23 protein-coding genes are annotated in these 25,593 nt (G+C 44.8%); 17 read left to right on the plus strand and 6 right to left on the minus strand.

Annotated features, from left to right (window positions below; translation table 11 throughout):
- The first annotated feature begins 14 nt into the window (after positions 1 to 14).
- Together ISG33_RS13985 and ISG33_RS13990 are read left to right on the plus strand one after the other, a co-directional pair.
- On the plus strand, positions 15 to 1,097 hold the full coding sequence (locus ISG33_RS13985; RefSeq protein ID WP_195734220.1) for a sensor histidine kinase: 1,083 nt from the start codon (positions 15 to 17) through the stop codon (positions 1,095 to 1,097).
- Positions 1,090 to 1,845 carry a LytR/AlgR family response regulator transcription factor gene (locus tag ISG33_RS13990; RefSeq protein ID WP_195734221.1) on the plus strand — a complete coding sequence of 252 codons (756 nt, stop codon included), beginning with the start codon at positions 1,090 to 1,092 and terminating at the stop codon, positions 1,843 to 1,845. The genes ISG33_RS13985 and ISG33_RS13990 overlap by 8 nt, the downstream gene beginning before the upstream one ends.
- A gap of 61 nt (positions 1,846 to 1,906) precedes the next feature.
- Here ISG33_RS13990 and katG read toward each other — a convergent pair whose 3' ends face one another.
- Positions 1,907 to 4,165, minus strand: a complete 2,259-nt coding sequence (gene katG, locus ISG33_RS13995; RefSeq protein WP_195734222.1) for a catalase/peroxidase HPI — start codon at positions 4,163 to 4,165, stop codon at positions 1,907 to 1,909.
- 438 nt (positions 4,166 to 4,603) lie between these two features.
- Here katG and ISG33_RS17195 point away from each other — a divergent pair, with 438 nt between their 5' ends.
- From ISG33_RS17195 to ISG33_RS14025, 7 genes are all read left to right on the plus strand, one after another.
- Complete coding sequence (locus tag ISG33_RS17195; protein WP_255528913.1) at positions 4,604 to 4,735, plus strand: hypothetical protein; 132 nt, start codon at positions 4,604 to 4,606, stop codon at positions 4,733 to 4,735.
- On the plus strand, positions 4,732 to 5,988 hold the full coding sequence (locus ISG33_RS14000; protein ID WP_195734223.1) for an efflux RND transporter periplasmic adaptor subunit: 1,257 nt from the start codon (positions 4,732 to 4,734) through the stop codon (positions 5,986 to 5,988). The genes ISG33_RS17195 and ISG33_RS14000 overlap by 4 nt, the downstream gene beginning before the upstream one ends.
- A gap of 63 nt (positions 5,989 to 6,051) precedes the next feature.
- The gene (locus ISG33_RS14005; protein ID WP_195734224.1) at positions 6,052 to 6,774 is read left to right on the plus strand and encodes an ABC transporter ATP-binding protein; all 723 of its coding nucleotides are present in this window, start codon (positions 6,052 to 6,054) and stop codon (positions 6,772 to 6,774) included.
- 1 nt (position 6,775) lies between these two features.
- Positions 6,776 to 8,110, plus strand: coding sequence for an ABC transporter permease (locus ISG33_RS14010; protein WP_195734225.1), 1,335 nt, complete (start codon positions 6,776 to 6,778; stop codon positions 8,108 to 8,110).
- Positions 8,111 to 8,120: 10 nt separating this feature from the next.
- Positions 8,121 to 9,326 (plus strand): ABC transporter permease, encoded by a 1,206-nt coding sequence (locus ISG33_RS14015; RefSeq protein ID WP_195734226.1) that lies wholly within the window; start codon positions 8,121 to 8,123, stop codon positions 9,324 to 9,326.
- Between the two features lie 26 nt (positions 9,327 to 9,352).
- Positions 9,353 to 10,768, plus strand: a complete 1,416-nt coding sequence (locus ISG33_RS14020) for a sigma-54-dependent transcriptional regulator (protein ID WP_195734227.1) — start codon at positions 9,353 to 9,355, stop codon at positions 10,766 to 10,768.
- A complete protein-coding gene (locus ISG33_RS14025) occupies positions 10,768 to 12,144 on the plus strand; it encodes a sensor histidine kinase (RefSeq protein ID WP_195734228.1) in 1,377 nt (458 codons plus the stop codon). The genes ISG33_RS14020 and ISG33_RS14025 overlap by 1 nt, the downstream gene beginning before the upstream one ends.
- Positions 12,145 to 12,202: 58 nt before the next feature.
- Here the strand turns inward: ISG33_RS14025 and ISG33_RS14030 are convergent, their stop codons facing one another.
- The 3 genes from ISG33_RS14030 to moaB are packed head-to-tail and all read right to left on the minus strand — an operon-like array spanning position 12,203 to position 13,498.
- Positions 12,203 to 12,463 carry a MoaD/ThiS family protein gene (locus tag ISG33_RS14030; protein WP_195734229.1) on the minus strand — a complete coding sequence of 87 codons (261 nt, stop codon included), beginning with the start codon at positions 12,461 to 12,463 and terminating at the stop codon, positions 12,203 to 12,205.
- 10 nt (positions 12,464 to 12,473) lie between these two features.
- Positions 12,474 to 12,974, minus strand: coding sequence for a cyclic pyranopterin monophosphate synthase MoaC (gene moaC / locus ISG33_RS14035; RefSeq protein ID WP_195734230.1), 501 nt, complete (start codon positions 12,972 to 12,974; stop codon positions 12,474 to 12,476).
- The gene (gene moaB, locus ISG33_RS14040; protein WP_195734231.1) at positions 12,974 to 13,498 is read right to left on the minus strand and encodes a molybdenum cofactor biosynthesis protein B; all 525 of its coding nucleotides are present in this window, start codon (positions 13,496 to 13,498) and stop codon (positions 12,974 to 12,976) included. The genes moaC and moaB overlap by 1 nt, the downstream gene beginning before the upstream one ends.
- Positions 13,499 to 13,639: 141 nt before the next feature.
- Between moaB and ISG33_RS14045 the strand changes: the two genes are divergently transcribed.
- A complete protein-coding gene (locus ISG33_RS14045) occupies positions 13,640 to 14,239 on the plus strand; it encodes a tRNA-uridine aminocarboxypropyltransferase (RefSeq protein ID WP_195734232.1) in 600 nt (199 codons plus the stop codon).
- Positions 14,240 to 14,297: 58 nt separating this feature from the next.
- Here ISG33_RS14045 and ISG33_RS14050 read toward each other — a convergent pair whose 3' ends face one another.
- Complete coding sequence (locus ISG33_RS14050) at positions 14,298 to 14,681, minus strand: VOC family protein (protein ID WP_195734233.1); 384 nt, start codon at positions 14,679 to 14,681, stop codon at positions 14,298 to 14,300.
- 202 nt (positions 14,682 to 14,883) lie between these two features.
- On the opposite strand from ISG33_RS14050, the gene ISG33_RS14055 reads away from it, so the two are divergent.
- The 7 genes from ISG33_RS14055 (at position 14,884) to ISG33_RS14085 (ending at position 24,929) form a co-directional block, all read left to right on the plus strand.
- Positions 14,884 to 16,584, plus strand: coding sequence for an amidase (locus tag ISG33_RS14055; RefSeq protein WP_195734234.1), 1,701 nt, complete (start codon positions 14,884 to 14,886; stop codon positions 16,582 to 16,584).
- A gap of 62 nt (positions 16,585 to 16,646) precedes the next feature.
- The gene (locus ISG33_RS14060) at positions 16,647 to 17,297 is read left to right on the plus strand and encodes a glutathione S-transferase family protein (RefSeq protein WP_195734235.1); all 651 of its coding nucleotides are present in this window, start codon (positions 16,647 to 16,649) and stop codon (positions 17,295 to 17,297) included.
- Positions 17,298 to 17,502: 205 nt separating this feature from the next.
- Entirely contained in the window at positions 17,503 to 18,759 is a 1,257-nt protein-coding gene (locus ISG33_RS14065; protein WP_195734236.1) for an efflux RND transporter periplasmic adaptor subunit, read from the plus strand.
- 46 nt (positions 18,760 to 18,805) lie between these two features.
- Positions 18,806 to 19,558 carry an ABC transporter ATP-binding protein gene (locus ISG33_RS14070; protein ID WP_370545330.1) on the plus strand — a complete coding sequence of 251 codons (753 nt, stop codon included), beginning with the start codon at positions 18,806 to 18,808 and terminating at the stop codon, positions 19,556 to 19,558.
- 26 nt (positions 19,559 to 19,584) lie between these two features.
- A complete protein-coding gene (locus ISG33_RS14075) occupies positions 19,585 to 22,062 on the plus strand; it encodes an ABC transporter permease (protein WP_195734237.1) in 2,478 nt (825 codons plus the stop codon).
- Between the two features lie 85 nt (positions 22,063 to 22,147).
- Positions 22,148 to 23,539, plus strand: coding sequence for a sigma-54-dependent transcriptional regulator (locus ISG33_RS14080; RefSeq protein ID WP_195734238.1), 1,392 nt, complete (start codon positions 22,148 to 22,150; stop codon positions 23,537 to 23,539).
- Positions 23,540 to 23,567: 28 nt separating this feature from the next.
- Complete coding sequence (locus ISG33_RS14085; protein ID WP_195734239.1) at positions 23,568 to 24,929, plus strand: sensor histidine kinase; 1,362 nt, start codon at positions 23,568 to 23,570, stop codon at positions 24,927 to 24,929.
- 19 nt (positions 24,930 to 24,948) lie between these two features.
- Here ISG33_RS14085 and ISG33_RS14090 read toward each other — a convergent pair whose 3' ends face one another.
- On the minus strand, positions 24,949 to 25,245 hold the full coding sequence (locus ISG33_RS14090) for a high-potential iron-sulfur protein (RefSeq protein ID WP_195734240.1): 297 nt from the start codon (positions 25,243 to 25,245) through the stop codon (positions 24,949 to 24,951).
- Positions 25,246 to 25,593: the final 348 nt, after the last annotated feature.

Here is a 25,593-nt window from a genome sequence, read left to right on the forward strand (position 1 = left end):
GGATAATGCAACTTATGTCGGCAATGAAGCCTCATTTAGGCAGATATTTTTGGTTAATCAATATCGCATTTTGGATAGCGGTGTTAGGTCTCTTTGTGCATATTCAATATGGCGCAGCAGAAGGAACTGAATACGAATTAACGTGGCTAAATACTTGGGTACTGATGAGCCCTTGGTTCCTAAGTTGGATAGTCGTGACCGGCGGTGTTTTTCATTCCGTCGCACACACTGCATCAGTAGCACGCAGCACCATTAGAAAAGTGACTTACCAAGTTCTCACTATGGCAGGCTTGCTTAGCATGTATTGGGCTTTTTGCAGTGCCATGCGCATTGTCTTGCGCGACGACAGTTTTGCTGACTACATTAATGTTTTCATCTTCATTCTACAAAACAGTTCGCAACTGGATATCGCGATTTATTTAGGCATTTTAGCCTGCGCTCTTGGTTTGTCTTTCTACCACCAATCAATGGAAAGAAATATCGAAGTAAAACATCTTCAAAACCAATTAATTCAAGAGCAGCTCAAAGCGCTTCGCTCGCAGTTAAACCCTCACTTTCTATTTAACACCCTCAACACGATTGCCAGTTTGGTGAGACTCAAGCGAGAAAAAGATGCGGTGAGCGCACTAGCTGAACTAAGTATGATGCTTCGTAAAATTCTTGAAAATAAAAACGACAGTGACATTCGTATCAAAGACGAAATCTCCTTTATCAATAGTTATTTAACCATTCAAAAAATGCGCTTTTCAGACAAACTTGAAACACATATAAGCGTTGCGGCTAATTGCCTCGATTTAGAAATTCCAAACATGCTACTTCAGCCCCTAGTTGAAAATGCGGTACAGCACGGGTCACAACTGGAATCAAACCAGAACCCACTCAGCCTTAACATTTCAAGAGACGAGAATGAGCTCACCTTCACTATGGTCAATAAAGTTGCCCAAAACGACCACCACGATGGTTTTGGTATAGGGTTAAGCAACACCCGAGAGCGTTTAACCCGCCTATACTCTAGCTTTCGATTAGAATTAAGACCTTTAAAAGAAGGATTATTTGAAACCGTTTTAGCGATACCAATAGGAGTTCACCATGCTTAGAGTACTTGTTGCTGATGATGAGTCTTTGGCAAGAGAGACTGTCAAGTTGATCTTAAGCGATATCCCTTATGTTACCGATGTATTTGAAGCCTGCAATGGCACCGAAGCGCTCAAAGTTGCCCAAGAGTCTCAACCCGACATCGTGATCCTCGATGTTGAGATGCCAGGGTGCTCTGGTCTGGAGTTAGCCAAGCAGTTACCAGACAAATGCATTGTCGTGTTTGCAACGGCTTATAATGATTACGCCATTGAGGCTTTCGAGCTAAACGCTGTTGACTATATTTTAAAGCCCTTTGAAGACGATCGTTTTGTGCGCGCGATCGAGAAAGCGGCCGGAAGACACAGTGAGAAAGGCTTCAAATCCTATCATCAACTTCACAGCAGCTTACATTCATTGGCTGCACAAGAAAATGATAGTTATCGTGAACGTTTGATTGTGCGCGATCCGGGCCGAATACGTCTGATTGACGTTGAAAACATCAGCTTTATAAGCGGTGCAGGAAATTATGCTGAAGTACACCTGCAAGACGGCAAAGTCATTCTGCATCGAGAAACACTTTGCGAGCTAGAAAAGCAACTTAATCCCAACCTCTTCGTGCGTATTCACCGTTCATCGATAGTACAGCGAAAAATGGTTGTGGAGCTTAGGCCAAACGATAAAGGTGACTACACCGTGATTTTGGTCAACGGAGAAACACTGACGCTTTCCAGACGTAATCGCAATAAACTGGAAGAAATCATGCATTAAAAAAGGCCGCATTGTACAAACAATGTGGCCTTTTGTGATTTGTTTAAATGTTTAAGTGCGCTTAACGTCCCAAGTTCATTACCTTAGTCCATGCCGCGATGAAGTCATTTACGAACTTCTCTTTCGAGGTGTCGTAGGCATACACTTCAGACACAGCACGCAGTTCAGAGTTTGAACCAAAGATCAGGTCTACAGATGTAGCCGACCATTTCTGAGCACCCGTACTGCGGTCCAAGCCATTATAAATACCCTCTTGATCAGCTTTTTGCCACACTGTCGACATGTCTAGCAAGTTGACGAAGAAGTCGTTACTTAGCTGCCCAGCGCGATTGGTAAGTACGCCATGCTTAGCACCTGAATGATTCGCATCAAGCGCGCGTAAACCACCCACAAGTACCGTCATTTCAGGAACGCTCAAGTCGAGTTGGTCTGCTTTATCTACCAAACTTTCGGTAGGCGACTTATAGCTAGCCTCAGCATCAAAATGATTTCTAAAACCATCGGCACTGAGCTCAAGTAAATTAAACGAATTTACGTCGGTTAGCGCTTGAGTTGCATCGCCGCGGCCAGGCCTAAAGGGGACTTTCACGTCAAATCCAGCATCCTTCGCCGCTTTCTCAATGGCAGCAGCGCCACCTAAAACGATGAGATCAGCAAGTGATACTTTCTTGCGCCCTTTGTTATGCTTCGCTTGAATGTCTTTTAGAGTTTTCAGAACCCTGCTTGTTTCAGCCGGGTTATTAACAGCCCAATCTTTTTGAGGTGCTAAGGCCAAACGCCCACCGTCTGTACCTCCACGCATATCAGAGTGACGATAGCTGGCAGCAGAGGCCCATGCAACTCTCACTAATTCCGATACAGACAATCCTGAATCCAAGATATCCGCTTTCAGTTTATTAGCCGCACTAGCGTCAATAGTTGAACGCGACTCTTCTGGTACAGGATCCTGCCATATCAAAATATCTTGTGGCACTTCACTGCCCAAGTAATTCGCACGAGGCCCCATATCGCGGTGTGTCAACTTATACCAAGCCTTCGCAAAAGCGAGCTGATATTCTTTTGGATCAGCAAGAAAACGCTCTGCAATTTTACGATACTCAGGGTCGAACTTAAGTGCTAAGTCGGCTGTCGTCATAACGGGTGGATTAAACTTACCTTTCACATGCGCATCCGGAACAACTTTGTGCAGAGACTCATCAGTTGGGATCCACTGAATGGCACCCGCTGGACTACGTGTCTGCTTCCACTCGAAGTTAAGCAAGTTACTCAAATACAGTGACGTCCAGCGCGTAGGTGCTTGAGTCCAAGCGCCTTCCAAGCCACTGGTGACGGTGTCTTCTGAGTGACCTTTACCACACTTATTTTTCCAGCCTAGGCCTTGTTCTTCTATGGGTGCAGCACCTGGCTCAGGGCCTACGCAGTCTTTGGGCTTGTGAGCACCATGCATTTTACCGAAGGTGTGCCCGCCAGCAATAAGCGCGAGTGTTTCTTCGTCATTCATCGCCATTCGACCAAAAGCAACGCGGATATTCTTGGCTGAACCAATTGGATCTGGCTTACCACGAGGGCCTTCTGGGTTTACATAAATCAAGCCCATGTGTGTTGCACCTAGCGGGCGTTGAAGCTTGCCATCACGATCTTCTCGATCGCTTGCCAGCATCTCTACTTCTGGACCCCAATACACCATATCGGGTTCCCAATCGTCAGCTCGGCCACCAGCAAATCCATAGGTTTCAAAACCCATGTTTTCCAATGCAACGTTGCCAGCCAACACCATCAAGTCAGCCCATGAAAGGTTTTCACCATACTTCATTTTTATAGGCCAAAGTAAACGACGCGCTTTATCTAAGTTGCCATTGTCAGGCCAGCTATTGAGCGGGTCAAAGCGTTGTTGACCGCCACCTGCACCACCGCGACCATCGAGTGTGCGGTAGGTACCCGCACTGTGCCAGGTCATGCGAATAAAGAAAGGGCCGTAGTTTCCAAAATCTGCTGGCCACCAATCTTGTGAAGTTGTGAGTAGTTTATCTATGTCTTTTTTAGCAGCATCATAGTCTAACTTTTTAAAAGCTTCGCCGTAGTCAAAGTCTGCGCCATACGGATTAGAACGGCTGTCATGATCGCGTAGAGCACTTAGGTCGAGTTGATCTGGCCACCAAAATTGATTTGATTTTGGCTGCCCAGCAACAGCGGCACCTGTACCCATAGCGCCTTTTGGTTTGGTAATTTCAGCAGTTTCTGCCATCGCGGCACCTGCCATGCAGAATGTACTGACTAAGCCGGCTATACAGGCTTTTGAAAACAACTTTTGCGTTCTCATGATATGTTCCTTTTTACAAATTGAAGGTTTAACCCACATGAATTCAGTACTGCGCGCTTTGTGGGTACTCAAAAAGTATAGTCGTGAATGTTAATAATATGTTGTGAATTAAACCGATTGGCCTAATCGGAAAAACTGAGAGAAAAGCCAAGGCCTGTATTTACGAAGAGATGACCGTGTTTTTATCGTGGCATTTGTTTGGGAGTTACCCCCTTTGTTAAAGGGTTCAATCATCGTTTGGCGCAGTAAAGCAAGCAAACTAAAAAGTGTCCGCTTCGGACACTTTTTCTGTCCGCGGACACTTCTTCATCATCAAATTAACAATTTAATCGTTATTTTTCAGCAACTTAATCTTTGGCACGATGTTCGCTATACAAGAAATAATTATGGTGATAAGCAGTTTACAAGCGCTTATCTCAACTCACTTAAGGAAGAAAAATGGAAACATTAGCCACTTACTTATTTTTATCTCCGGTTTGCGTTGTGCTTTTTGCCGCTGCAGTGAATCTCTTTAATCAAGTCTTCGGTGATGCTGAATTGTGTGGTCCTCAAGTGGAGACACACAAATGATTAAAGACACCAGCGCTCAAGATGTTGAAGTTGCCCCTAAGCCTAAACGAAGGAAATTCATTGTAGTGGCACTCCTTGCATTAGTAGCCATCGCCTTCGTCGCAAATGCCATTGTTTCAAGTAGCTCAGCTGAGCGCAGCTTTAAACGCGCTTCGGTACAAATCGCTACGGTTGAGACCGGTGAATTAATCAGCGATGTCGTCGCTAACGGCCGCATTGTCGCAGCGAATGCCCCTCAAGTGTACTCACCCGAACAAGGTTTTGTAGAATTATTGGTAAATGCAGGTGATAGTGTTAGCTTCGGCCAAGAGCTTGCTCGCGTTGAAAGTCCTGAACTTGCCAATCAACTCAAGCAAGAACGTTCTGAAATGAACAGGCTCAAAGGTGAGCTAGCTCGTCAAGAGTTAGATTCAAGAAGCCAAGCGCTACAATTAACTAAACAACTCGATATAGCGCAAGTGGATTTAGAGGCCGCTGAACGCGAAAATCGCCGAGCCCAAGCTTCCATTAAAAATAACTTAATTAGTCAAATCGATTTCGAAAAAGCAGTGGATGACCTAGCCCGCGCCAAGCTGACACAAAAGCACGCGAAAGAAGAAGTGGCTATCGCCAAAGATCGCCTTAATTTTGAGCTCGAAAGTGCTCGCAGCACTCTTGCTCGTCAAGCATTGGTAGTAGAAGAAATTGAAAGAAAAATATCTCAACTCTCGATAACCGCAAGTGTCAACGGCGTAGTTGGCAATTTATTGGTACCGGCAAAAGCTCTTGTCTCCAAAAACGATGCCTTAATGACACTTGTCGACCTTAGCGCTTACGAAGTTGAACTCAATGTTGCAGAGAGCTTTGCAAACGACCTAGCGATTGGCATGGCGACCGAAATCAATATTGGGGGTGAAACAGTTAAAGGAACACTTTCAGCCATCTCGCCTGAAGTTGAAAATCGCCAGGTGAAAACTCGTGTACGTTTTAATCAAGATGCGGTGGCAGGTATTAGGCAAAATCAGCAAGTCTCGTCGCGTATCTTGTTGGAAAGCAAAGCTGACGTTATCAAAGTACGTCGAGGCAGTTTCCTCCAATCTGGTGGTTTTATTGCCTACAAAGTGGAAGGCGACCTTGCACACAAAATTAATATCACCGTTGGCGTAAGCAGCATGCGCGAAGTAGAAATTCTCAGTGGCCTGCAAGCCAACGACCAAATAATAGTATCGAATTACGACCAATTCGAAGGGGCTGAAACCCTCCTTCTCAACTAAGTCACAAACACTAATTTAAGCTCGCGTCCAATGTATATCGCGAGCGTTTAAAAGGAAAATTTTATGTTAAGTATGAAAAACATCAGCAAGGTTTATCAAACCGAGAAAGTACAAACTCACGCCCTTCGCGATTTCAACTTGGAGGTTGCAGAAGGCGAATTTATCGCCGTTACCGGCCCTTCAGGCTCTGGTAAAACAACCTTTTTAAACATTGCGGGCATGCTCGAACCGCATACCGGCGGCCAATACATGCTCGATGGTATCGATGTTGGTAAGCTAAGTGACAACCAAACTGCCGACCTTCGCAATCAAAAAATTGGCTTCATTTTCCAAGGTTTTAACCTCATTCCAGACTTAAACTTGTTCGAGAATATTGAAGTGCCGCTGCGCTATGCAGGCATCAAGTCAGCTGAGCGTAAGCGTCGTATTGTAGAGTGTTTAGAAAAAGTCGGGCTAGCGAGCAGAGCTAAACATCTACCACAGCAGCTTTCCGGTGGTCAGCAGCAACGGGTCGCTATTGCCAGAGCCTTAGCTGGCAAACCGCGCTTTTTACTAGCCGATGAACCAACAGGTAACCTTGATTCACTGATGGCACGTCAAGTTATGGAATTGCTTGAAAGCATTAATGAAGAAGGTGCAACGATAATTATGGTCACTCATGATGCGGAATTAGCACGTCGAGCACCTCGCAATATTCAAGTTGTTGATGGCCAACTTGCCGATTTCACTCTCTATCAAAACAAGACCATTGAAGCAGTTGCCAACGCAACTGCAATGGAGGTGTAATATGTTATTTTACTATATGGATATTGGCTGGCGAAGCCTACGTCGCACCCCCTTGGTGTCGATTTTGATGGTATGTGCAATCGCGATTGGTATCGGTATAACCATGACTAGTTTGTCGGTTTATCACATGATGTCGATGGATCCGATCCCTGCAAAAAGCGACCGCTTATTTGCCGTACAACTTAATACTATGGACGATAACACCGATTGGTGGTCCGACGATAATATGCCATTTCAGCTTACCTTCAAAGATGCTATGCATTTACACAAATTGAAGTTGAACGACCGTGATGAAAACATCGACATTCGTAAAACTGCGATGTTGGTCGCGCAGTTCGCTGTACACATGAACAACGATGAAATGGCACCTTTTTTAGCCATGACGCGCATCGCTGGCAGAGAATTCTTTCCAATGTTCGAGCGCGAATTTGTGTACGGTAGCAGTTGGTCTCAAGAACAAGAAAACAATGCTGAAGCCGTTATTGTGATCAACCAAGAACTTAACGAAAGGTTGTTTGGTGGTAGTAATTCTGTTGGTAAAGAAATATACCTCGACGACACGCCTTTCCGCATAGTTGGCGTAATGCAGCAGTGGGACATTCATACGAAGTTTTATGATGTGAACAATGGCCCTTTCGATAGTCCAGAACCGATCTTCATGCCAATCACCTTAGTGGAACCCAATCAAATAGACACCGCAGGCAATACGAATGGCTGGAAGTATGGCGATATCAATTCTTGGGAAGACTTCCTGCAGTCTGAAAACTTTTGGCTGCAGTTCTGGGTTGAACTCGACAATAAGCAAGAGACCCAAAGGTTCGAAGATTACTTGCTTGCCTACCTTACCGAAGAAGCGACCAAAGGACGCTTCGAGCGCGAAGTACCAAGCTTTTCCGTGAGAGATGTTAACAACTGGCTGGATTATCGCGGCGTGGTATCTGAAGACAATAAAGTGCTAGTTGGTTTGAGTTTTCTTTTCTTGGCGGTTTGCTTAGCCAATATTTTGGGGCTCTTGCTAGGAAAGTTCCTACGCCGTGCTCCAGAAGTAGGCGTTCGCAGAGCTCTTGGTGCTAGCAAACGACAGGTCTTTCTTCAGCATTTAGTAGAAGTATCCATTCTCGGTTTACTCGGCGGCAGCCTTGGTATCGCCATCGCTCAACTTGGTTTGTGGGGAGTGCGCACAACCAGTGGAAATTACCAAGCACTTGCGACCATGGACCTAGGCATGCTACTCGCCGCTCCTGCAATCGCTATTGTGTCATGCATAATCGCAGGCCTCTATCCAGCTTGGTTAGTGTGTAAAACACAACCCGCTATCTATCTAAAAACTCAATAAGGGCAATATCATGTTAGAAATAAAACCTATTTTACGTTCTCTAATGCGCTCTAAAGCGGGCGCAGCGATGTTGATCTTTCAAATCATTATTACCACGGCAATAGTGAGTAATGCAGCCTTTATTATTAACGATAGAATGAACTATTTGTCACAAGAAACGGGCTATCCCGAGGATGAAATCTTTTCTTTCAGCGTGATGACTGTGGGCGAAGTAGACAACCTTTCAACGCTGTTGGAAGGCACCGAGCAACTCATTCGTGATATACCTGGGGTAATCAACGCTAATCTAATCAATAACGTACCGGTTTCGGGTGGCGGTTCAGCATCAGGATTTGGTAGTCAACCGGCCAGTGAGCGCGGGCCCGACACTCGTGCCGCCTATTTCACTGCCGACGAAAATATTTTTGAGACTTTGGGCGTAACGATTAGCGAAGGGCGTAACTTTCGCTCAGACGAGGTGATTGTTGGTAGCACAATGAACGATGTGCCGCAGGTAGTGATTGTATCTAAAGGCTTTGCCGATACTCATTTTCCTGAAGGAAACGGACTTGGCCAAACCATCTATTTTGGCAATGCCCCCATGCAAATAATTGGTATTGTTGACAAAATGAAGGGCCCGTGGCTCAAAGACAGCGCTGTAGACAGTGTGGTAGTGATGCCAAATGCTAGAGCGTCTATGCGACAGAAATTTATTGTACGCACCGAAGCTGACCAACGCGATATTATTATGCGAGATATTGAAAGCGTGCTGCTTGAAGAAAGTAACAAAAGAGTCGTGACCTACATGCGCAGTATGGACGCTGCGAAAGCAAACTATAATGCCTCGGACATATTAATGGTGCGTATGATGACGGTGATTATTTGCGTAATAGTGTTGGTGACCGCTTTAGGTATTTTTGGAATGACTGTGTTCAATATTAGTAAACGCACCAAACAAATAGGCACCCGCAGAGCGTTAGGCGCTCGAAAGTCGGCAATTTTGCGCTACTTCCTTGTAGAAAATACAATCATCTGCATAGTGAGTGCTGCTGCAAGCTATGCAAGCTCATTATTTTTGGGCGAATATATGATGTCAGAATTTTCGTTGCCAGCGCTTGATAACAGCTATATCGTAGTGACCATCGTATGTGTGTTTGCAATTAGTCTGTTATCGGTATTGTTTCCGGCACTAAAAGCAGCCAATATCGCGCCAAGCATTGCAACTAGAAGCATTTAAGCTTAATCAATAAAAAAGGGACATTTATGGATAAAATCCTGATTGTAGACGATACGCCAGCAGTCCTTCAGGCTTTATCCTTGCTGCTAGAGATACATGGATACGAAGTGATCACCACCACTTCGCCCCAGCAGGCAATGCAGTATGTAAATCAACTTAGAGTGTCGTTAGTGATCCAAGATATGAACTTCACTGGCGACACCACTTCAGGTGAGGAAGGCAAGTCTCTTTTTTATCAAATGCGAGAATTGAATCCGCATCTACCCGTTATATTGATCACCGCGTGGACTGACTTAGAACAAGCCATCGAGTTGGTAAAAGCGGGTGCAGTAGACTACATTGCTAAACCTTGGGATGATCAAAAGCTTGTTAACACCATTGCTAACCTTGTTGCCCTTGGTAAAGCAACTACAGCTTCCGCAAAGCTGGAGCGTCAACAAGATGTTATTGCCAAAGCGCAAAATCAAGCCGAAGCTACAGGCTTAGTTTTTGCCTCAGCTAATATGCAACGGGTTGTCGACATGGCAGTTCAAGTTGCCAAATCCGATATTTCGGTACTCATTACCGGGGCAAATGGTAGCGGTAAAGAAAAAATTGCCGAACTCATACAACAAAGTTCAACACTTAACACCCAACCTTTTATAAAAGTAAACTGTGGCGCCTTACCCGCCGACCTAATCGAGGCGGAGCTTTTTGGGGCCGAAGCTGGGGCCTATACGGGCGCAAACAAAGCCCGTGTTGGATTATTTGAAGCTGCCGACGGTGGTACTCTATTTTTGGATGAAATAGGAAACCTGCCGTACTCGGGGCAAACCAAACTATTAAGAGTATTACAAACCGGCGAGTTTCAGCGTTTAGGCTCAGTCAAAACCCTCACAACAAAAGTCAGAGTAATATCCGCTACTAATTCTGATTTATTGCAGGCTATTGCTTCTGGCGAGTTTCGCGAGGACTTGTACTACCGTCTTAACGTCATTGAGCTTGCCTTGCCAGCGTTGGCCGAGCGACTAGACGATGTCATGCCCCTTGTTCAACACTTTTTAGGCGATCGGCAAATTAGTATAGCGGCCGAAAAAGCGCTGTTAGCCCATCCTTGGTATGGTAACGTGCGCGAACTCGAAAATGCCTGTAAGCGGGTATCGGTATTAAAGCCAGAAGGTGTGATAGAGCCGAGTGATTTTGCCTTACTTGAGGGGCGCTCTGACCTACTCGTCACCCCACAAGCAACGCCTACTGCTGGCAACAACAGGGTTGATATGAATGGGAAAACGCTGGGAGAGCTATCTACAGGCTCAACTAAAAGCGTTGCAGAGCCGAATAAAGCTGACCTAGAAACTGCAATGAGAGAGCATCACGGTGTGATTGCGAAGGTTGCGCGTCAGTTTGGGCTGAGCCGACAAGCGCTTTATCGCCGGCTCGACAAACATGGGATTGAATATTAATGCGCCTAAAGCTCATCAATAGGGTGACGCTAACGGTCTTTTTTACCAGTGCTTTAGCCATGACCCCCATATTTCTTCTGAATGCGCTAAGTATTTACGAACAACTTGCTATCGCGCTCGTTGGTGTGTGCTTCATACTAGTGCTTACCCGCTATTTTCTGAAAGATTTACGTGAGGGCATCTCGTCTTTAGAAACGGGTTTACTAAATTTAAAAGACGGTGAATTTGCCTCCACTCTTTCATACAATAACGACGACGAGTTGGGCTATTTATGTCGCCTTTACAATCAAACTGCACTGCAACTCAGAGAAGAAAAACACTGGCTATATCAGCGTGAATTACTTCTCGATAAGGTCACGCAAAGTTCACCTGAGGTGCTTTTTTTATTAAATGACCAACAACAAGTCGTGTTTAGTAACATTGCCGCTCGTCGCTTTTTTAATGCTTCTAAAAATATAGATGGCAGCAAAATTGATCAACTTGTAGTAAATGCACCCGCAGGCGCCGAAGAAGCCATTGGGGCAGAAAAAGAGGGTTTGTTTTCACTTGTTCCCGAAGATGGTGAGCCGCAAACTTGGCACATGTCGACAGGTCAATTTCTGCTCAACAATCAAGCCCACACTTTATTCATCCTCAAACAAATGACCCGTGAGTTGAGTAGGCAAGAAGTGGCGGTTTGGAAAAAAGTGATACGTGTTATCAGTCACGAATTGAACAACTCACTTGGGCCGATTTCGTCGATGTTGCATAGCGGTAAGATACTCAGCGCAAAGTTAGGTGCTCAAGCGACACGCCATGAAAATGATAACACCCAGGACAGTTCGCAACAGCGTAAGCAAGAGCAATTGAATCGGGTATTCTCAACCATCGATGATCGCATAAAACACCTAAGTGAATTTGTTCAAGGCTATGGTAAATTTGCGAAACTCCCAGAACCGAAATTGGCGTTAATTAAGTGGGCTGATCTTATCGCTAATTTAGCCGACCAATGGCAATTTACAGTAAACGATTCGTCTGGGCCTGCTGATACTAGCGCAAACAGTGCTCGAAGTTTTTATGCCGATCCGGTGCAACTTGAACAGCTTCTTATCAATCTACTGAAGAATGCGCACGAATCTGGCTCTGCTCCCGAGGATGTTGCAGTTGACATAGAATATCGGAAACAAGAAGTGATTATTCAAGTGCTCGATAGAGGTAAAGGCATATCTGATACCGTCATGAGCAATGCGTTGATCCCATTTTATTCGACAAAACCAAGCGGAAGTGGCTTAGGCTTAGCACTTTGCCGAGAAATTATCGATGCACATCATGGCCAAATTGGTTTATATAATCGTGACGGCGGAGGTTTAGCTGTTCGGGTGGCGCTGCCGATGTAGGCCTGCTCAGTGATAACTCCTGCTCAGTGATAACTATTGGGCTTCAAATCTAGCTAACTCAACCGCCGGTTACCGCAGGGAAAAACGCGATTTCATCGCCGTCCTTCACTGCCGTATCACGTGAGCTCATGGTTTGATTCACTGCCACTAGCAAATGCTCGGCTTGCAACACTTCCCATTGTTTGTCGGCTGCAGCCATTGCACTTACTAGCTCATTGACACTTGCCGACGCAGCCCCTGTATACTCACTAATCGATACAGCAACTTCAGAGCGCTTCAACTGTTCCCGTAATGATGCAAAGAATTTTATTACTGCCATACAAACCTCATTATTTACCTTGCTGGTACTTGTTGCCCGACTTACCACCTTCTTTGTGAAGCACTTTGATGCCCTCAATTCGCATAAAAGGGTCGACTGCTTTGCACATATCAAACAAAGTGAGAGTTGCCACTGACACTGCCGTTAATGCTTCCATTTCAACGCCCGTTTGCCCGGTTAATCGGCACAGGGCCTCGACACGAACGCGGCCTTGCTCAGGTTGAATATAAAAGTCTACATTCACTTTGCTTAAGGCTAGCGGATGGCACAAGGGAACAAGGTCGGCACACTTCTTTGCGCCTTGAATACCAGCAACTCTAGCTACCGAAATCACATCACCCTTAGCATTTTTGTTATCTAGCACCTGGCGAATAGTTTCGTCACTCATGTAGATGAAGCCTTCAGCGATAGCAACGCGCTTTGTCACTTGCTTATCGCTTACGTCAACCATATTTGCGCTGCCGCTTTGATCAACATGTGACAATTTAGCGGGTTGTGGCCCTATACTCATTAACTCTTGCTCCATTTCTGAGTAAGATGACCAACAAAATTACAAGGACGATAGGTGCTATCAAGCTGTTGCGAAATAATATTATTCCACGCCGTTTTACATGCACCAGTTGAGCCTGGCACACAAAAAATTACGGTGTTGTTGGCCAAGCCAGCTAATGCTCTTGACTGAATAGTCGACACGCCAATTTCTTGCAGCGAAATGGCGCGAAAAGTTTCGCCAAAACCCTCGACGTGCTTATCGAATAAAACAGACATGGCCTCAGGCGTTGAATCGCGCCCTGAGAAACCCGTCCCGCCAGTAGTAATGATCGCGTGAATATCCTCATTTGCAATCCAGGCCGATGCTACTGCACGAATTTGATAAACATCATCAATGACGATCGCTCTTTGCGCGATGCTGTGGCCGGCTTCCTCAATCGCAGAAAGCAAATACTGACCAGAAGTATCGGTTTCGTCGGTGCGAGTATCTGAAATCGTCAGTACGGCAATATTAAGATAAGTCTGTTCTTTATTTGCTGGCATGGAGGTAGCTATTTCCTAATTGGGCGTTAGTATTATCAATTAAGAATAATCGTCGGCGAACATATAAACAAGGCTAAAATTGCATATTAAAGTAGCATATAGAGCTCGCCAAACTAGCTGTTCCAAAGAAGGGAAAAAAGATTGAGCAAACGAGTCAGTTGTGAGCGTTGCCATTATCCTCTCAAAACCTGCGTTTGTGAGGCGCTTGAGCCTTGTAAAAACATGCGGAAAGTGATTCTGTTGCAAAGCAAAGCGGAAAGTAAGAGCGCCAAAAACACCGGTCGCTTGCTGCTACTAGGGCTGCAAAATACCTGCATTATTCAAAGCGATAATGAGCAAGCCATGGCAAGCCTCAAGAATCACTGCATGGCCGCGCCCTCTCGCTACGCTTTATTCTTTCCCTCAGCCACAAGCACCCCCTTTGAGTTACAGGTGAGTCGCATTGCAGAAGCCAAACAGAGTGCTGAACTGCTTGATTGTCATTTTGTTTTTATTGATAGCACTTGGCGCAAGGCAAAACGCCTATTGCTAGAAAACGAATGGTTACAACAGCTCAATCACTATCACTTCGAAAATGACATTCAAAGCAAATATCGCATACGCAAAACGAGCGTGAGCAATGGTATTTCAACGCTCGAAGCAGTGGCTTATGCGATTGAAACGGCGGATTCAACCGACACCTCTCCGCTATATGATTTATTTGAAAAAATGCAGTCGTATTGGCCAAGCTCCCAGTCGTGAGCAATGCTTAACAAATCAAGCCTAAGCTTGACCTTATGTCACCGTATACCTTCATGATTCATTGCGCTTCTAAGTCTGACCATACTGCAAATTCATTGCCGCTAGGTTCATGAAAATGAAAGCGTCTGCCGCCAGGAAAAGAAAATATCGCTTTGGTGATCTTACCACCGGCTGCCTCCACTTTCTGCATCGAGCTTTCAAGGTCGCTTGAATAGAATATGAGAATAGCACCGCCATCAGCTTCGCGTGTGCGAAGGTTTGCCTTATAGAATCCGCCATCTAAGCCTTGATTGGCGAACGACACATAATCATCGCCATACCAAGTAAATTCCCAAGCAAAGGCTTTGCTGAAGAAGTCACTGGTTGCTTTTAAATCACTTGCTGCGAATTCAACATAATTGAGCTTTTCATGCTCAGAAGCTAAGGGGTTTACATCTGTCATTTTTTATTCTCCGTTTAGTACGCTCAATAGTTGCATTTTTCAGCACATATTTATACTTTTACTAAACGACAAGAAACTCAAGCCCATTAAGCTGTTTTTTGAATGCATAGCTTCATAAGAGGGCCATCACAGTATCAGGCACGTTTTACCCAACAACAGCCTTGTTGGTCTCATGGAAATATTAATAAAAAAGGGTTAGGAAATGTCACTAAATAGAAGACTGTTAAGCGTAGTTATTGCCAGTGCATTAAGTGTAAGTGCTTGTGCAAACGTTCATAGTAGCGCAGACAAGAGCGAAACAGCACAAGTCACAAGCGCGCGCGTTGCTAACACAGAGTATCAAGCCAACAAAAACAGCAAGTACGCCGCACCCGACATTCTTGATTTAAGCGCTTCGCAGCAAGCCGCCATGATTGCAAAAGGCGAGTTAAGCTCAGAAGAGTTAATTAGCACCTACTTACAACGTATAGCTTTATTGGACTCAAATGGGCCAAGAGTACAATCTGTATTGTCGTTAAACCCCAATGCACTCGCTGAAGCAAAAATGCGCGACCTTCAAGTCAAAAATGGGGAAATTTTGGGGCGCTTGCACGGCATTCCCGTGTTGGTGAAAGACAACGTAGAAACCAGTGAACTGCCAACCACCGCGGGGGCAATTGCGCTGAAGGACAACATGACCGGTCGCGATGCGCCCATTATTGCGAAACTCAAAGCCGAAGGTGCCATTATCTTAGGCAAAACAAATTTGTCGCAATGGGCCAACTTTCGTTCAAACGATTCAGTGAGTGGTTGGAGTGCGATAGGCGGGCAAACACGAAACCCTCATAGCCTAGACCGAACGCCATGTGGTTCCTCATCTGGTTCAGGCGCAGCGATTGCTGCACAACTGGCGTCTCTGGCGATAGGCACAGAAACCAATGGTTCTATTATCTGCCCAACTGCCATGAATGGTATCGCGGGTGTTAAGCCAACGGTTGGCTTACTGTCTCGCTCTCGCATTGTACCGATATCAGTCACTCAGGATACCGCAGGCCCAATGACCCGCAGCATTGAAGATGCCGCCTTAATGCTGTCGGTAATGGCAGGTTCCGACGCCGCCGACCCATACACTGAAGAGGCCGATAATAAAAAAGAAGATTACGTAGGCGCACTCAAACAGTCTTTAAAAGGTAAACGTTTGGGTGTGATGAAGTCTGTACAAAGTGAGCACCCTGCGATCATCAAGGCTTTTGAAAGCTCATTATCGGAACTGGAGAGTCAAGGTGTAGAGCTGGTTGTCATTGATGAGTTCTCTACACCTGAGGGCTTCTGGGGCAAGGCTCTTGATTTATTACTAATTGAATTTAAGCATGAATTGAATTTGTACCTAGCTGATGCCGCACCTCAAGTAAAGCACAGAGACCTAGCATCGCTGATAGCATTTAATAACGAAAACGAAAGAGAGTTTGCCATTTTCGATCAAAGCCTGTTTCTGCAAGCCCAAGAGAAAGATGGCTACAATGAAGAATATCAAGAAATACGACGCTTTTTGGCCGAAGCCACACGTACCAACGGAATTGATAAACTGCTAGCCGACTATGAGGTTGACGCCTTGGTGATGCCCTCACAAACACCTGCGTTTCTTATCGACCCAGTCTATGGTGACAGCTTTGCAGGCGGTTTTGCTGGAGCAGGTTGGTTGGCTGCTATTGCGGGCTACCCACAAGTGAGTGTGCCGATGGGCGAAATGAAAGGCTTGCCGATAAACTTGAGTTTTATTGGTGCAAAATGGGATGAAGCGACTCTGTTGAATTTTGCCTACCAATACGAACAAAAAACTAAGGCTATCATCAAACCGACATTTGCCAACGGAGCCTTCGATCACAAGCGGTTTAAAGAAGCAATGCGACCCATGAAACAATAGATGCATAAATAAGAAAATAGTTGCGCTACACTGCCTAATATCACTTTGCATTTGAGGATCTTATGTCAATTACTTTTTATCATTCCCCCATGTCAACTTCGAGCATTACCGAGGCGGTTATTGCTGAGTTAGCACTTTCAGCCGAGACTATTCTTGTTGATATTGATGCGGGCGATACACAAACCGAGTCATTTCTAAAAATAAACCCTAACGGCAGAGTACCAGTGGTAATACACGAGGGGGTTACTATCACTGAATCGGCGGCCATTACGCTCTATTTAGGGGAACGTTTTGGTGTCGACAAAAATTTATTTCCTGCTCTGGGCCCACTTCGCGCTGAGGCAATGACGTGGACCGTGTGGGCTAACGTTAACCTTGCAAATGCTGCTGGCAAATTGGCCGCCGAACTTCCCCCTGACACCCCTGGCGCTGTGCAACAAGGCTCTCAGGATTTTGTAGCAATGGAATTACGCCGTCCAGCCGACCTAACAAAAGCAAAAGCTGGCATAACATCCTGTTTTAATATTCTAAACGCTGGCTTGGAAAATAAAGACTATTTGCTAGGCGACTATTCTCTTGTCGATACACATATGTTTGTTTTGGTTGCTTGGGCGATGTTCATGGAACTCGACTTAAGCGAATTTAAGAATGTGATGATGTGGTTCGAGCGCTGCTGCCAACGCCCAGTATTAGCTGCCATGATGGAAGAGTAGACGCATCCCAATTTCGGAACTATCTAAAGTCTAAAACATCCCGAAATTGGGACTGAATACCTATACCTAATAAGCACTCAAAAATAAGCTTATGATTTTATTGACTTAATTGTTTGGCATAAGGCTTGCTCTACCTTAACACAACAGAAGTGACGCACATGTCGAACGCGCACTTTCAAGCTAGTTAAGGTAAAGGGGCAACACCATGGATATCGTTAGAACAAAATCAGCATCAGGCAAAAGAAAGAAAGTCATTTTCGCCGCTTTCTTTGTTCTGGTGCTATCTTCCCTCATTTACTTTTTTGTCTTTTCAAATAACGCTACCCACCGCGTTTCACCCGACATGTTACTCACTAGTAAAGTCGAACAAGGTGAACTGGCCGTTACCGTGCGAGGTATTGGCGTATTGGCGCCAAGAGATGTGCGCTGGCTAGCAACGAATGTCAGTGGAAAAGTCGAGCGCATTTTGGTCAAAGCTGGCGCGCTAGTGCAAAAAGGGGATTTAATATTACAGCTCTCAAATCCTGAACTTCAGCAGCGTCTGGAAGAAACGCGCTGGGAAGTAGATGAGCTTCAAGCACAAACCAAAGCCCTGCAAGTATCTTTAGAGTCAGAAGCCTTAGATCAAGAGGCGAGAGTTATTAACGAAAAACTCAATTACGAACGTTCCTTGCTTACCCTCACTGCACAAAACACGCTTTTAGAGCAAGGCATTAACGCTGTCTCGGCGATTGATCATGAAGCAATAAAAATCGAAGTTGCTCAAAACAAGCAGCGCTGGGAGCTTGAAATCAAACGACTAGCAAAACAAAAAGAAAACGTTGAAGCACAAATGTTGGCAAACTCGGCGAAGGTTAATCGCATGCGCAAGACGCTGGAACGGGTACAGCAGCAGGTTGAAAGTTTAGAGGTACGAGCCAGCATCGATGCCATCGTTCAGGCGATGCCAATGGAGTTAGGGCAGCAAATAAATGCTGGAACAAATCTAGCCCGCCTAGCTAAACGCGATGAATTTATCGCTGAGTTACGTGTTCCGGAAATTCAAATTCAAGAAGTGCTTATTGGCCAAACCGTGACACTTGAGACTCGAAACAGTCGCTTTGAGGGCATTGTTAAGCGTATCGACCCCTCGGTAAATAATGGTTCGGTGCAAGTAGATGTCGAAATTAGTGGATCAAGCCCGCAAGAAGCCCGCCCAGAACTTACCGTTGAGGGAAGTATAGAAATTGTCAGGATCCCCAACACCCTATTTGTTAGACGACCCATGTTCGCTAAGAGCTATGGCGATTCTTATGTGTATTTGCTCGACGAAAATGAGAAAACCGCAAACAAACATGCTGTTACTTTTGGTAAAGCCTCTGCGACTTACATTGAGATAAAGGAAGGCTTATCCCTAGGTCAAAAAGTGATTATTTCGGACGTATCAAATTTTGAAGTGCATCAACAGATCAGCATTAATTAGTCGCTATAGCAGCGCCATGACACAATGAACAAACAAGGAAAAGCAAATGACCACTCACACAGATATTAATGAAAAGGAGAGCCCCATGAATGCTAGCTTGGTTAAGCTCAGTAATATTAAGAAAGTTTTTTACACCGATGATGTAGAAACCCATGCCTTGAATGAAATTAACTTGGAGATCAAAAAGGGCGAGTTTTTGTCAATTACTGGCCCCTCCGGATGCGGTAAATCTACTTTACTGTCTTTGCTAGGTTTGCTCGATACATCTACTGGTGGCAAATACGAATTAGCTGGTCATGATGCGGTTGAGCTAAATCGTGACGAGCGCGCCCGTATCCGCAATAAAGAGATTGGTTTCGTATTTCAAGCCTTCAACCTAATTAGCGATATGTCGGTGGCAGAGAATGTAGAACTTCCTTTAACCTATCGCAGTGATTTATCTAAAGCTGATAGAAAGAAAATGGTCGATGACGCCCTGGAAAAAGTCGATATGCTGCATCGTGCCAATCATTTTCCATCTCAATTATCTGGTGGCCAGCAGCAGCGAGTTGCGGTAGCTAGGGCGATTTCTGGGAAGCCATCGCTTATTCTTGCCGATGAACCCACCGGCAATCTCGATTCAAAAAATGCGCAATCGGTGATGTCTTTGCTTGATGATTTACATGAGCAGGGGGCAACCATTTGTATGGTGACACACGATCCAAAGTCGGCTGCTAGAGCTCAACGCACAATAGAAGTGTTCGATGGCAAAATTGTTGCCGACAGAAGTACCGACAAAGCGCCTGCTATTGCAGTCTAACTTTCATTGAATTTAGGAGTAAAGTTATGTCTTTATCAATCGACATAAAATACGCAGCGCGTTTACTAAGCAAAAAACCGGGCTTCACTGCGCTTACCGTTAGCATCGTTGCAGTAGGTCTTGGCCTAACCCTCTACACCTTTTCCTTGCTCAATGGCTTGCTGTTTAAACCCCTTTCTTTTGCAGATAACAAGCCCATCTATGCAATTGAATCACCTTATGATCACACTCACCTTGCGCGCCGAGAGATCATGGCAATTGATATCTATAATTTGAAAAAAGACACATCTTTGATTGCAGATATTGGGGTATATCAAGAGGGTACTACTTTTGTTGGAGGCACCAATGATGGCCTTCGAAAATACAATTCAAGCTATGTTAGCGCCAATATGTTCGGTTTTACTGGTGTTCAAGCTCTGCACGGGCGTGGGCTTCTTCCTGAAGACCACTTGGAGGGTGCTGAGCAAGTCATCGTGCTAGGCTACGATATGTGGCAAAGTTATTTCAATGGTGACCCTGATATTGTAGGCACCATTGTGCCTATTGATGGCTCTGAGCCTACTCGCGTTGTGGGTGTGATGCCACAGGGCTTTGCCTTCCCTTCGATCGCAGAGATTTGGCAACCATTGCCAAACAGTGTCGTCAATCCAACGACTCGAGAGCGAAGTTTTGTGTTTGCCTTCGCTAAACTTGCCGATGGTGTTTCTCTGAGTCAGGCGCGACTGGCGCTTGATGCCAAAAGTAAAGAAATTGAAGCTGACGTGGGTGACGACATCACATGGCTAATAGGGCCAAGTGGAAAATACCTGACAATAGAACCAATGAAAAAAGCCAATATCACCCAATACTATGGCATGTTCATCGCCTTGTTAGTGGTGGTTTTTCTGATACTTGTTTTGGCCTGTATCAACGTCGGAAACCTGCTACTCGCACGGGTGAATGAGCGAATTAAAGAAGTCGCAATTCGTGTTGCCTTAGGTGTACCAAAGCAACGTCTTATTTTGCAAATGCTTTGGGAAAGTATATTCATATGTCTGCTAGGTGGTTTTCTCGCAGTTCTGTTGGCAGGTTGGGGCTTAGAGATCACCAATCAGGTATTCGATAACACCTATGAAGTTGATAATTTAAAACCTTTTTGGTGGCATGTGAGTTTAGATAGCCAAGCGCTTCTAGTATTAGCGCTCACCATTGTAGGGATGATATTAGTAACGGGCTTAATGCCTGCATGGCGAGCACTTACTGGCGATTTCAACGCAGTATTGCGTGATGGCACGCGTGGCGCACTTGGAAAGAAGGCAGCCAAAACAACAAAAGTGTTGGTTATATCTGAAATATTGCTCTCGTGTGTGGTGCTGATCATGGCAACTGTATTATTAGTTTCTAGCTATAACGCAGGTAACGCAGACTATGGCATTGAAACCGAAAACCGCCTCACAGCGCAACTTCAACTCGCGCCTAGCAATTATCCTATTCGCCCTGATACAGAACATGAGGACAGGCTTGCTCGCTCAAAGTTTTATTACGACCTTAAGGCCGAACTAGAAAGCAGAGATAATATTATTGACGTTGCTTATATGAGTCAGCTTCCCGGCACAGGCGGAGGTACTAGTTACTTTGTCATCGAAGGGCAAGAGAAAGAAGTTATCGAAGAAAACCCCTTCAGTAATAATGAGGGAGCGGCAACCGATTCATGGGATGCCTTGGGTATGCAAATCATTCAAGGTCGCGACTTCGACTACCGCGATGCAAACCAAGATGCGCGCAGTATTATTGTAAATGAATCTATTTCGAAAGACTTCTTCCCAAATGGTGATGCCATCGGTAAACGCGTTCGCAGGGCAAATAGAGACGATGCTGAGTGGTACACCATTGTTGGGGTGGTTTCCGACACCTATCATGGCAGCACAATGGAGTTTTCAAGCGCAGCTTACAATACCTATCACTCGATGGATAATGCGGGCATGTTCCGTACTATGACTGCAATCCATTACACAGGTAGTGAGGCTCAAGCAAGACAAAGCTTATTTGACGCGGTGAATACTGTCGACCCCGACGTCGGTATTTTTCATGTACAGTCATACGATGCTCTTATTGCCAAACCGATACTCTTAATCGCTGCGGTGAGTAAGATATTTTTGATTTGTGGTGTAGTTGCTGCGTTCTTAGCTGCCTCTGGAATCTATGCGGTTGCGGCTAACAGTGTGCAACAGCGCACTCAAGAAATTGGTATTCGTCGAGCCTTAGGGTCGCCCGACAAAGGCATCATTCGCTTGTTTATGGGGCAAGCAACTTGGCAGTTGTTAGTGGGCTTAAGTATTGGTCTAGCAATGTCGATTTGGCTGATAAGTATCATGTCGTCAACCATGATATTTAGTCAGCTTAGCTACATCATCGGATTGGCTGGTATGCCATTATTAATTGCGGCGATGGTGTTGATTGCCACCTTCATTCCGACCAAAAAAGTGGTGAAGATGGAGCCGAGTAACGCATTGCATCATAACTAATTGATGCTTATAGTGCTTGTTATGCGCAGCCCTACTTAAATGTAGGGCGTTTAGCTTAACCACAAACTAACATGGCTGTTTGAGAATGACCGATACAATCTTAGTTGCTGATGATGATGCCAGTGTGCTTTCTGCACTGAATATGCTGCTTAAGTCAGAAGGCTTTGAGGTGGTATCGGTTACCACGCCTGAAGCTCTGCTCGAACAGGTTGAAAAAGCTGATTTTTCTGCTGCCCTCATCGACTTGAATTATCGAGACGATACCACGTCAGGAAAAGAGGGCTTAACCTTGATTTCGGAACTGAAGAAGCGTGATCACATACTTCCTATTGTTGTAATGACCGGTTATAGCAGCGTGGAAGTTGCCGTAGAAGCTATGAAATTGGGCGCTGGCGATTTTGTACAAAAACCTTGGTCGAACGAACGTCTACTGCATATTTTACGCACGCAAATACAACTGAAAGACGCTAGCTTGAAAGGCTTTCGCTTACAGCGTGAAAACGACTTGCTGAAGTCACAAATACATCAACCTTTCAGCAATATTATCGCTAAATCAACGGTCATGCAGACCATACTCGCTCAAATCACAAAGCTGGCCCAAAGCGATATGAGCATTCTATTTACCGGCGAGAACGGCACAGGCAAGAGCATGTTTGCAGAATATCTGCATGCACATTCCTCGCGCGCCGAAGAATCATTTATCGCGGTAAACATGGGAGCAGTGCCAGAAAGCCTATTTGAAAGTGAGCTTTTTGGGCATGTAAAAGGCGCTTTTACCGATGCAAAGGAACATAGAATTGGTCGTTTTGAATTAGCCAAGGCCGGCAGCATTTTTCTCGATGAGATCGCCAACATTCCGCTTTCTCAGCAAGCGAAGTTGTTAAGAGTGCTTGAGGAGCGGCGCTTTGAAAAAGTCGGCAGTAGCAAAACCCAAGCGGTTGATGTGCGCCTTATCAGTGCGACTAATGGCAACATCCAACAAATGATTGAAGATGGTCAATTCCGTCAAGATCTCTTCTATCGCTTGAACACGGTTGTTATTGATATTCCGCCACTTCGAGAGCGTCGAGACGATATTGTTTCTATGGCTGAAGCTTTTGTTAGCAAACATGCCGCGCACTATCGCATAAATACACCAACACTTTCTTCAAAAGCAAAAGATGCTTTACTTAGCTACAAATGGCCTGGAAATATTCGAGAACTCAACCATGTGCTCGAACGCGCTATCTTTCTGTGCAACTCAGAGTGTATCGATGCCAGTGATTTAGCCTTACCGACACCTAAAAACGGAAACGACAATCACTCTTTACAGCAGCAATGTACTTATCCCAGTGAAGCTAGCCTCGATGAAATAGAAAAAGAGATTATTCTTCAGCGTATGCAACAGTGTAACAATAACCCTCTGCTCACTGCCGAATCACTAGGGTTAAGTAGAAGTGCTTACTATCGACGATTAGAGAAATATCAGTTAACTTGAGCATACGTCACAATGAAGTGCTAAACCAATGTACTCAAAAACCCTGATAGCCTTTGAAGATAGACTCGTTCGCATCGCCCTAATTGGCTGCGCTTTACCCTTATTCCTGAGTGGCGGTTTTGTGCTACTCAGTGACTTATCAATATACTTAAAAATACTGCTGGTGTTCTTTTTACTGGTGTCGGTGGGTTTTGCCGCTTTTTCGATTCGCCAGCATGTTATTTTCCAACTAAGGACCTCAACCAATCTTGTAGAGGCTATGACGTCGGGTGACTACAGTTTGCGGGCTAACAACAAACATGTTGACGGTGCGCTAAGTGACTTCAATCAATTGCTTAACCAACTCGCGGGGAAGCTTGCCGAGCAAAGTCTTATTACTCGTGAAAAACAAATTCTACTCACAAAAATTACTGACCAAATAGATGTTGCGGTAGTTTCTTGCGACGATAAACACAATATCAGCTTGATGAATCCTGCTGCAGAAACGCTTTTCAAAAGGCGTTTTGATGAACTTGAAGGATGGCCTATTAAACATTTGGGCTTACAGAATATAGTGAGTGACGTCAGCTTTAAAGCCCTCAAAGCCTTTGAAATAGGCCAAGACAAACGCAAAGTATATGTTCATACCGACGCTTACTTTGAGTTCGGTAAGAAACATACCTTAATTTTTATCAGCGATATTCAACATATTTTACGAGATGAAGAGCGCCAAGCCTGGCAGCGCTTATTGAGAGTGTTGAGCCATGAGATCAATAATTCTCTGGCACCGATTGCATCGATTAGTGAAACACTTGCGCACATAGTAACAAAGCATGACGACAGTGAAGGCTTTAACCCAGAGAAACTTGAAAACTTAAATGAAGGCTTAGCTGTAATTTCTGAACGCGCGCACAGTTTGAATCATTTTATACAAGACTATCAACAGCTAGCGCGCCTACCTGAGCCGAACAAAAGTATGATACAAGTTCGTCCTTTTATTGAGGGGATCATTGCGCTATTTAAGGGTTCTGAATTTAGTTATCCCGATGTTGATATTGAGGTATACGCCGATGCTGAACAATTACAGCAAGTCTTTGTGAATTTGATTAAAAACGCTGAAGAAGCCAATGCAAGTAAAGTGCAAAGTCAAGGGCTATCTTTGATCAACTTACATTGGCAGCAAGATTCTGAGCTTGCTAGTTTTACTTTGGAGGATAGAGGCAAAGGCATCACTAACCTTAACAATCTCTTTATACCTTTTTACACCACGAAGAAAAATGGCAGCGGCATTGGACTGAGTCTAAGTCGGCAAATCGCCATGAATCATCACGGCGATTTGAGTCTACAAAATATCAAGAACCAAGATGGTATCATAGTGGGTGCGAGAGCAAGACTCACGCTTCCCACCTAGAGGACTTAAGCCCCCAATTTTAAGCGCCTGGCTTTTGCGCCCAAGCAGAGCAATAGCCTTCAGCATTAACTAGTTTGCCAGGGAACGCGCCGCACGGACGCCACTCTTGACCATCTTCACCTTGAATCAATAAGCAGTTAGAACACTTCTGACCTTCAACTTCAGACTTGTGCACGTATTTAAGTGCCATTGCTGTTGGGTCGTCTAGCTTTAACTTTTCAGCCGCATTTGCACGTAGGGCAACACCGCCTAAAGTTAGACCGATAAGCGTTGAGCCAGAAAGCTTTAAGAAGTCACGACGATTAACATTATTCATAGTTTGTATCCTAAGTTAGACGAAAATAAAAATGATTCTCTTTTACACTAGCCCTAAAATGCAAAAACTCGCCACCAAGGACGAGTTTTTAAAGCTGTGTAAATATTATTACTACATGTTATTACTTATACAGAAAGTTTTTAGATCGATCTAGTTTTTCCATCAAATGCGACATGGTTTATTGATCTGTCATAAATAAATGACTAATCCGCCAGGATCATGCCAGTAATCACTCTAATCGTGCTCAGACTTATCCTCAGTCGGTAGCTTCACTAATATCCACACTATCAGCAACACTACAGCTAAGGCGATGCCACACACTAATAAAAGCTGATCAAGGTTGGGGAT

This window comes from Marinibium conchae (assembly GCF_015595035.1).
Taxonomy (GTDB): domain Bacteria; phylum Pseudomonadota; class Gammaproteobacteria; order Enterobacterales; family Alteromonadaceae; genus Glaciecola.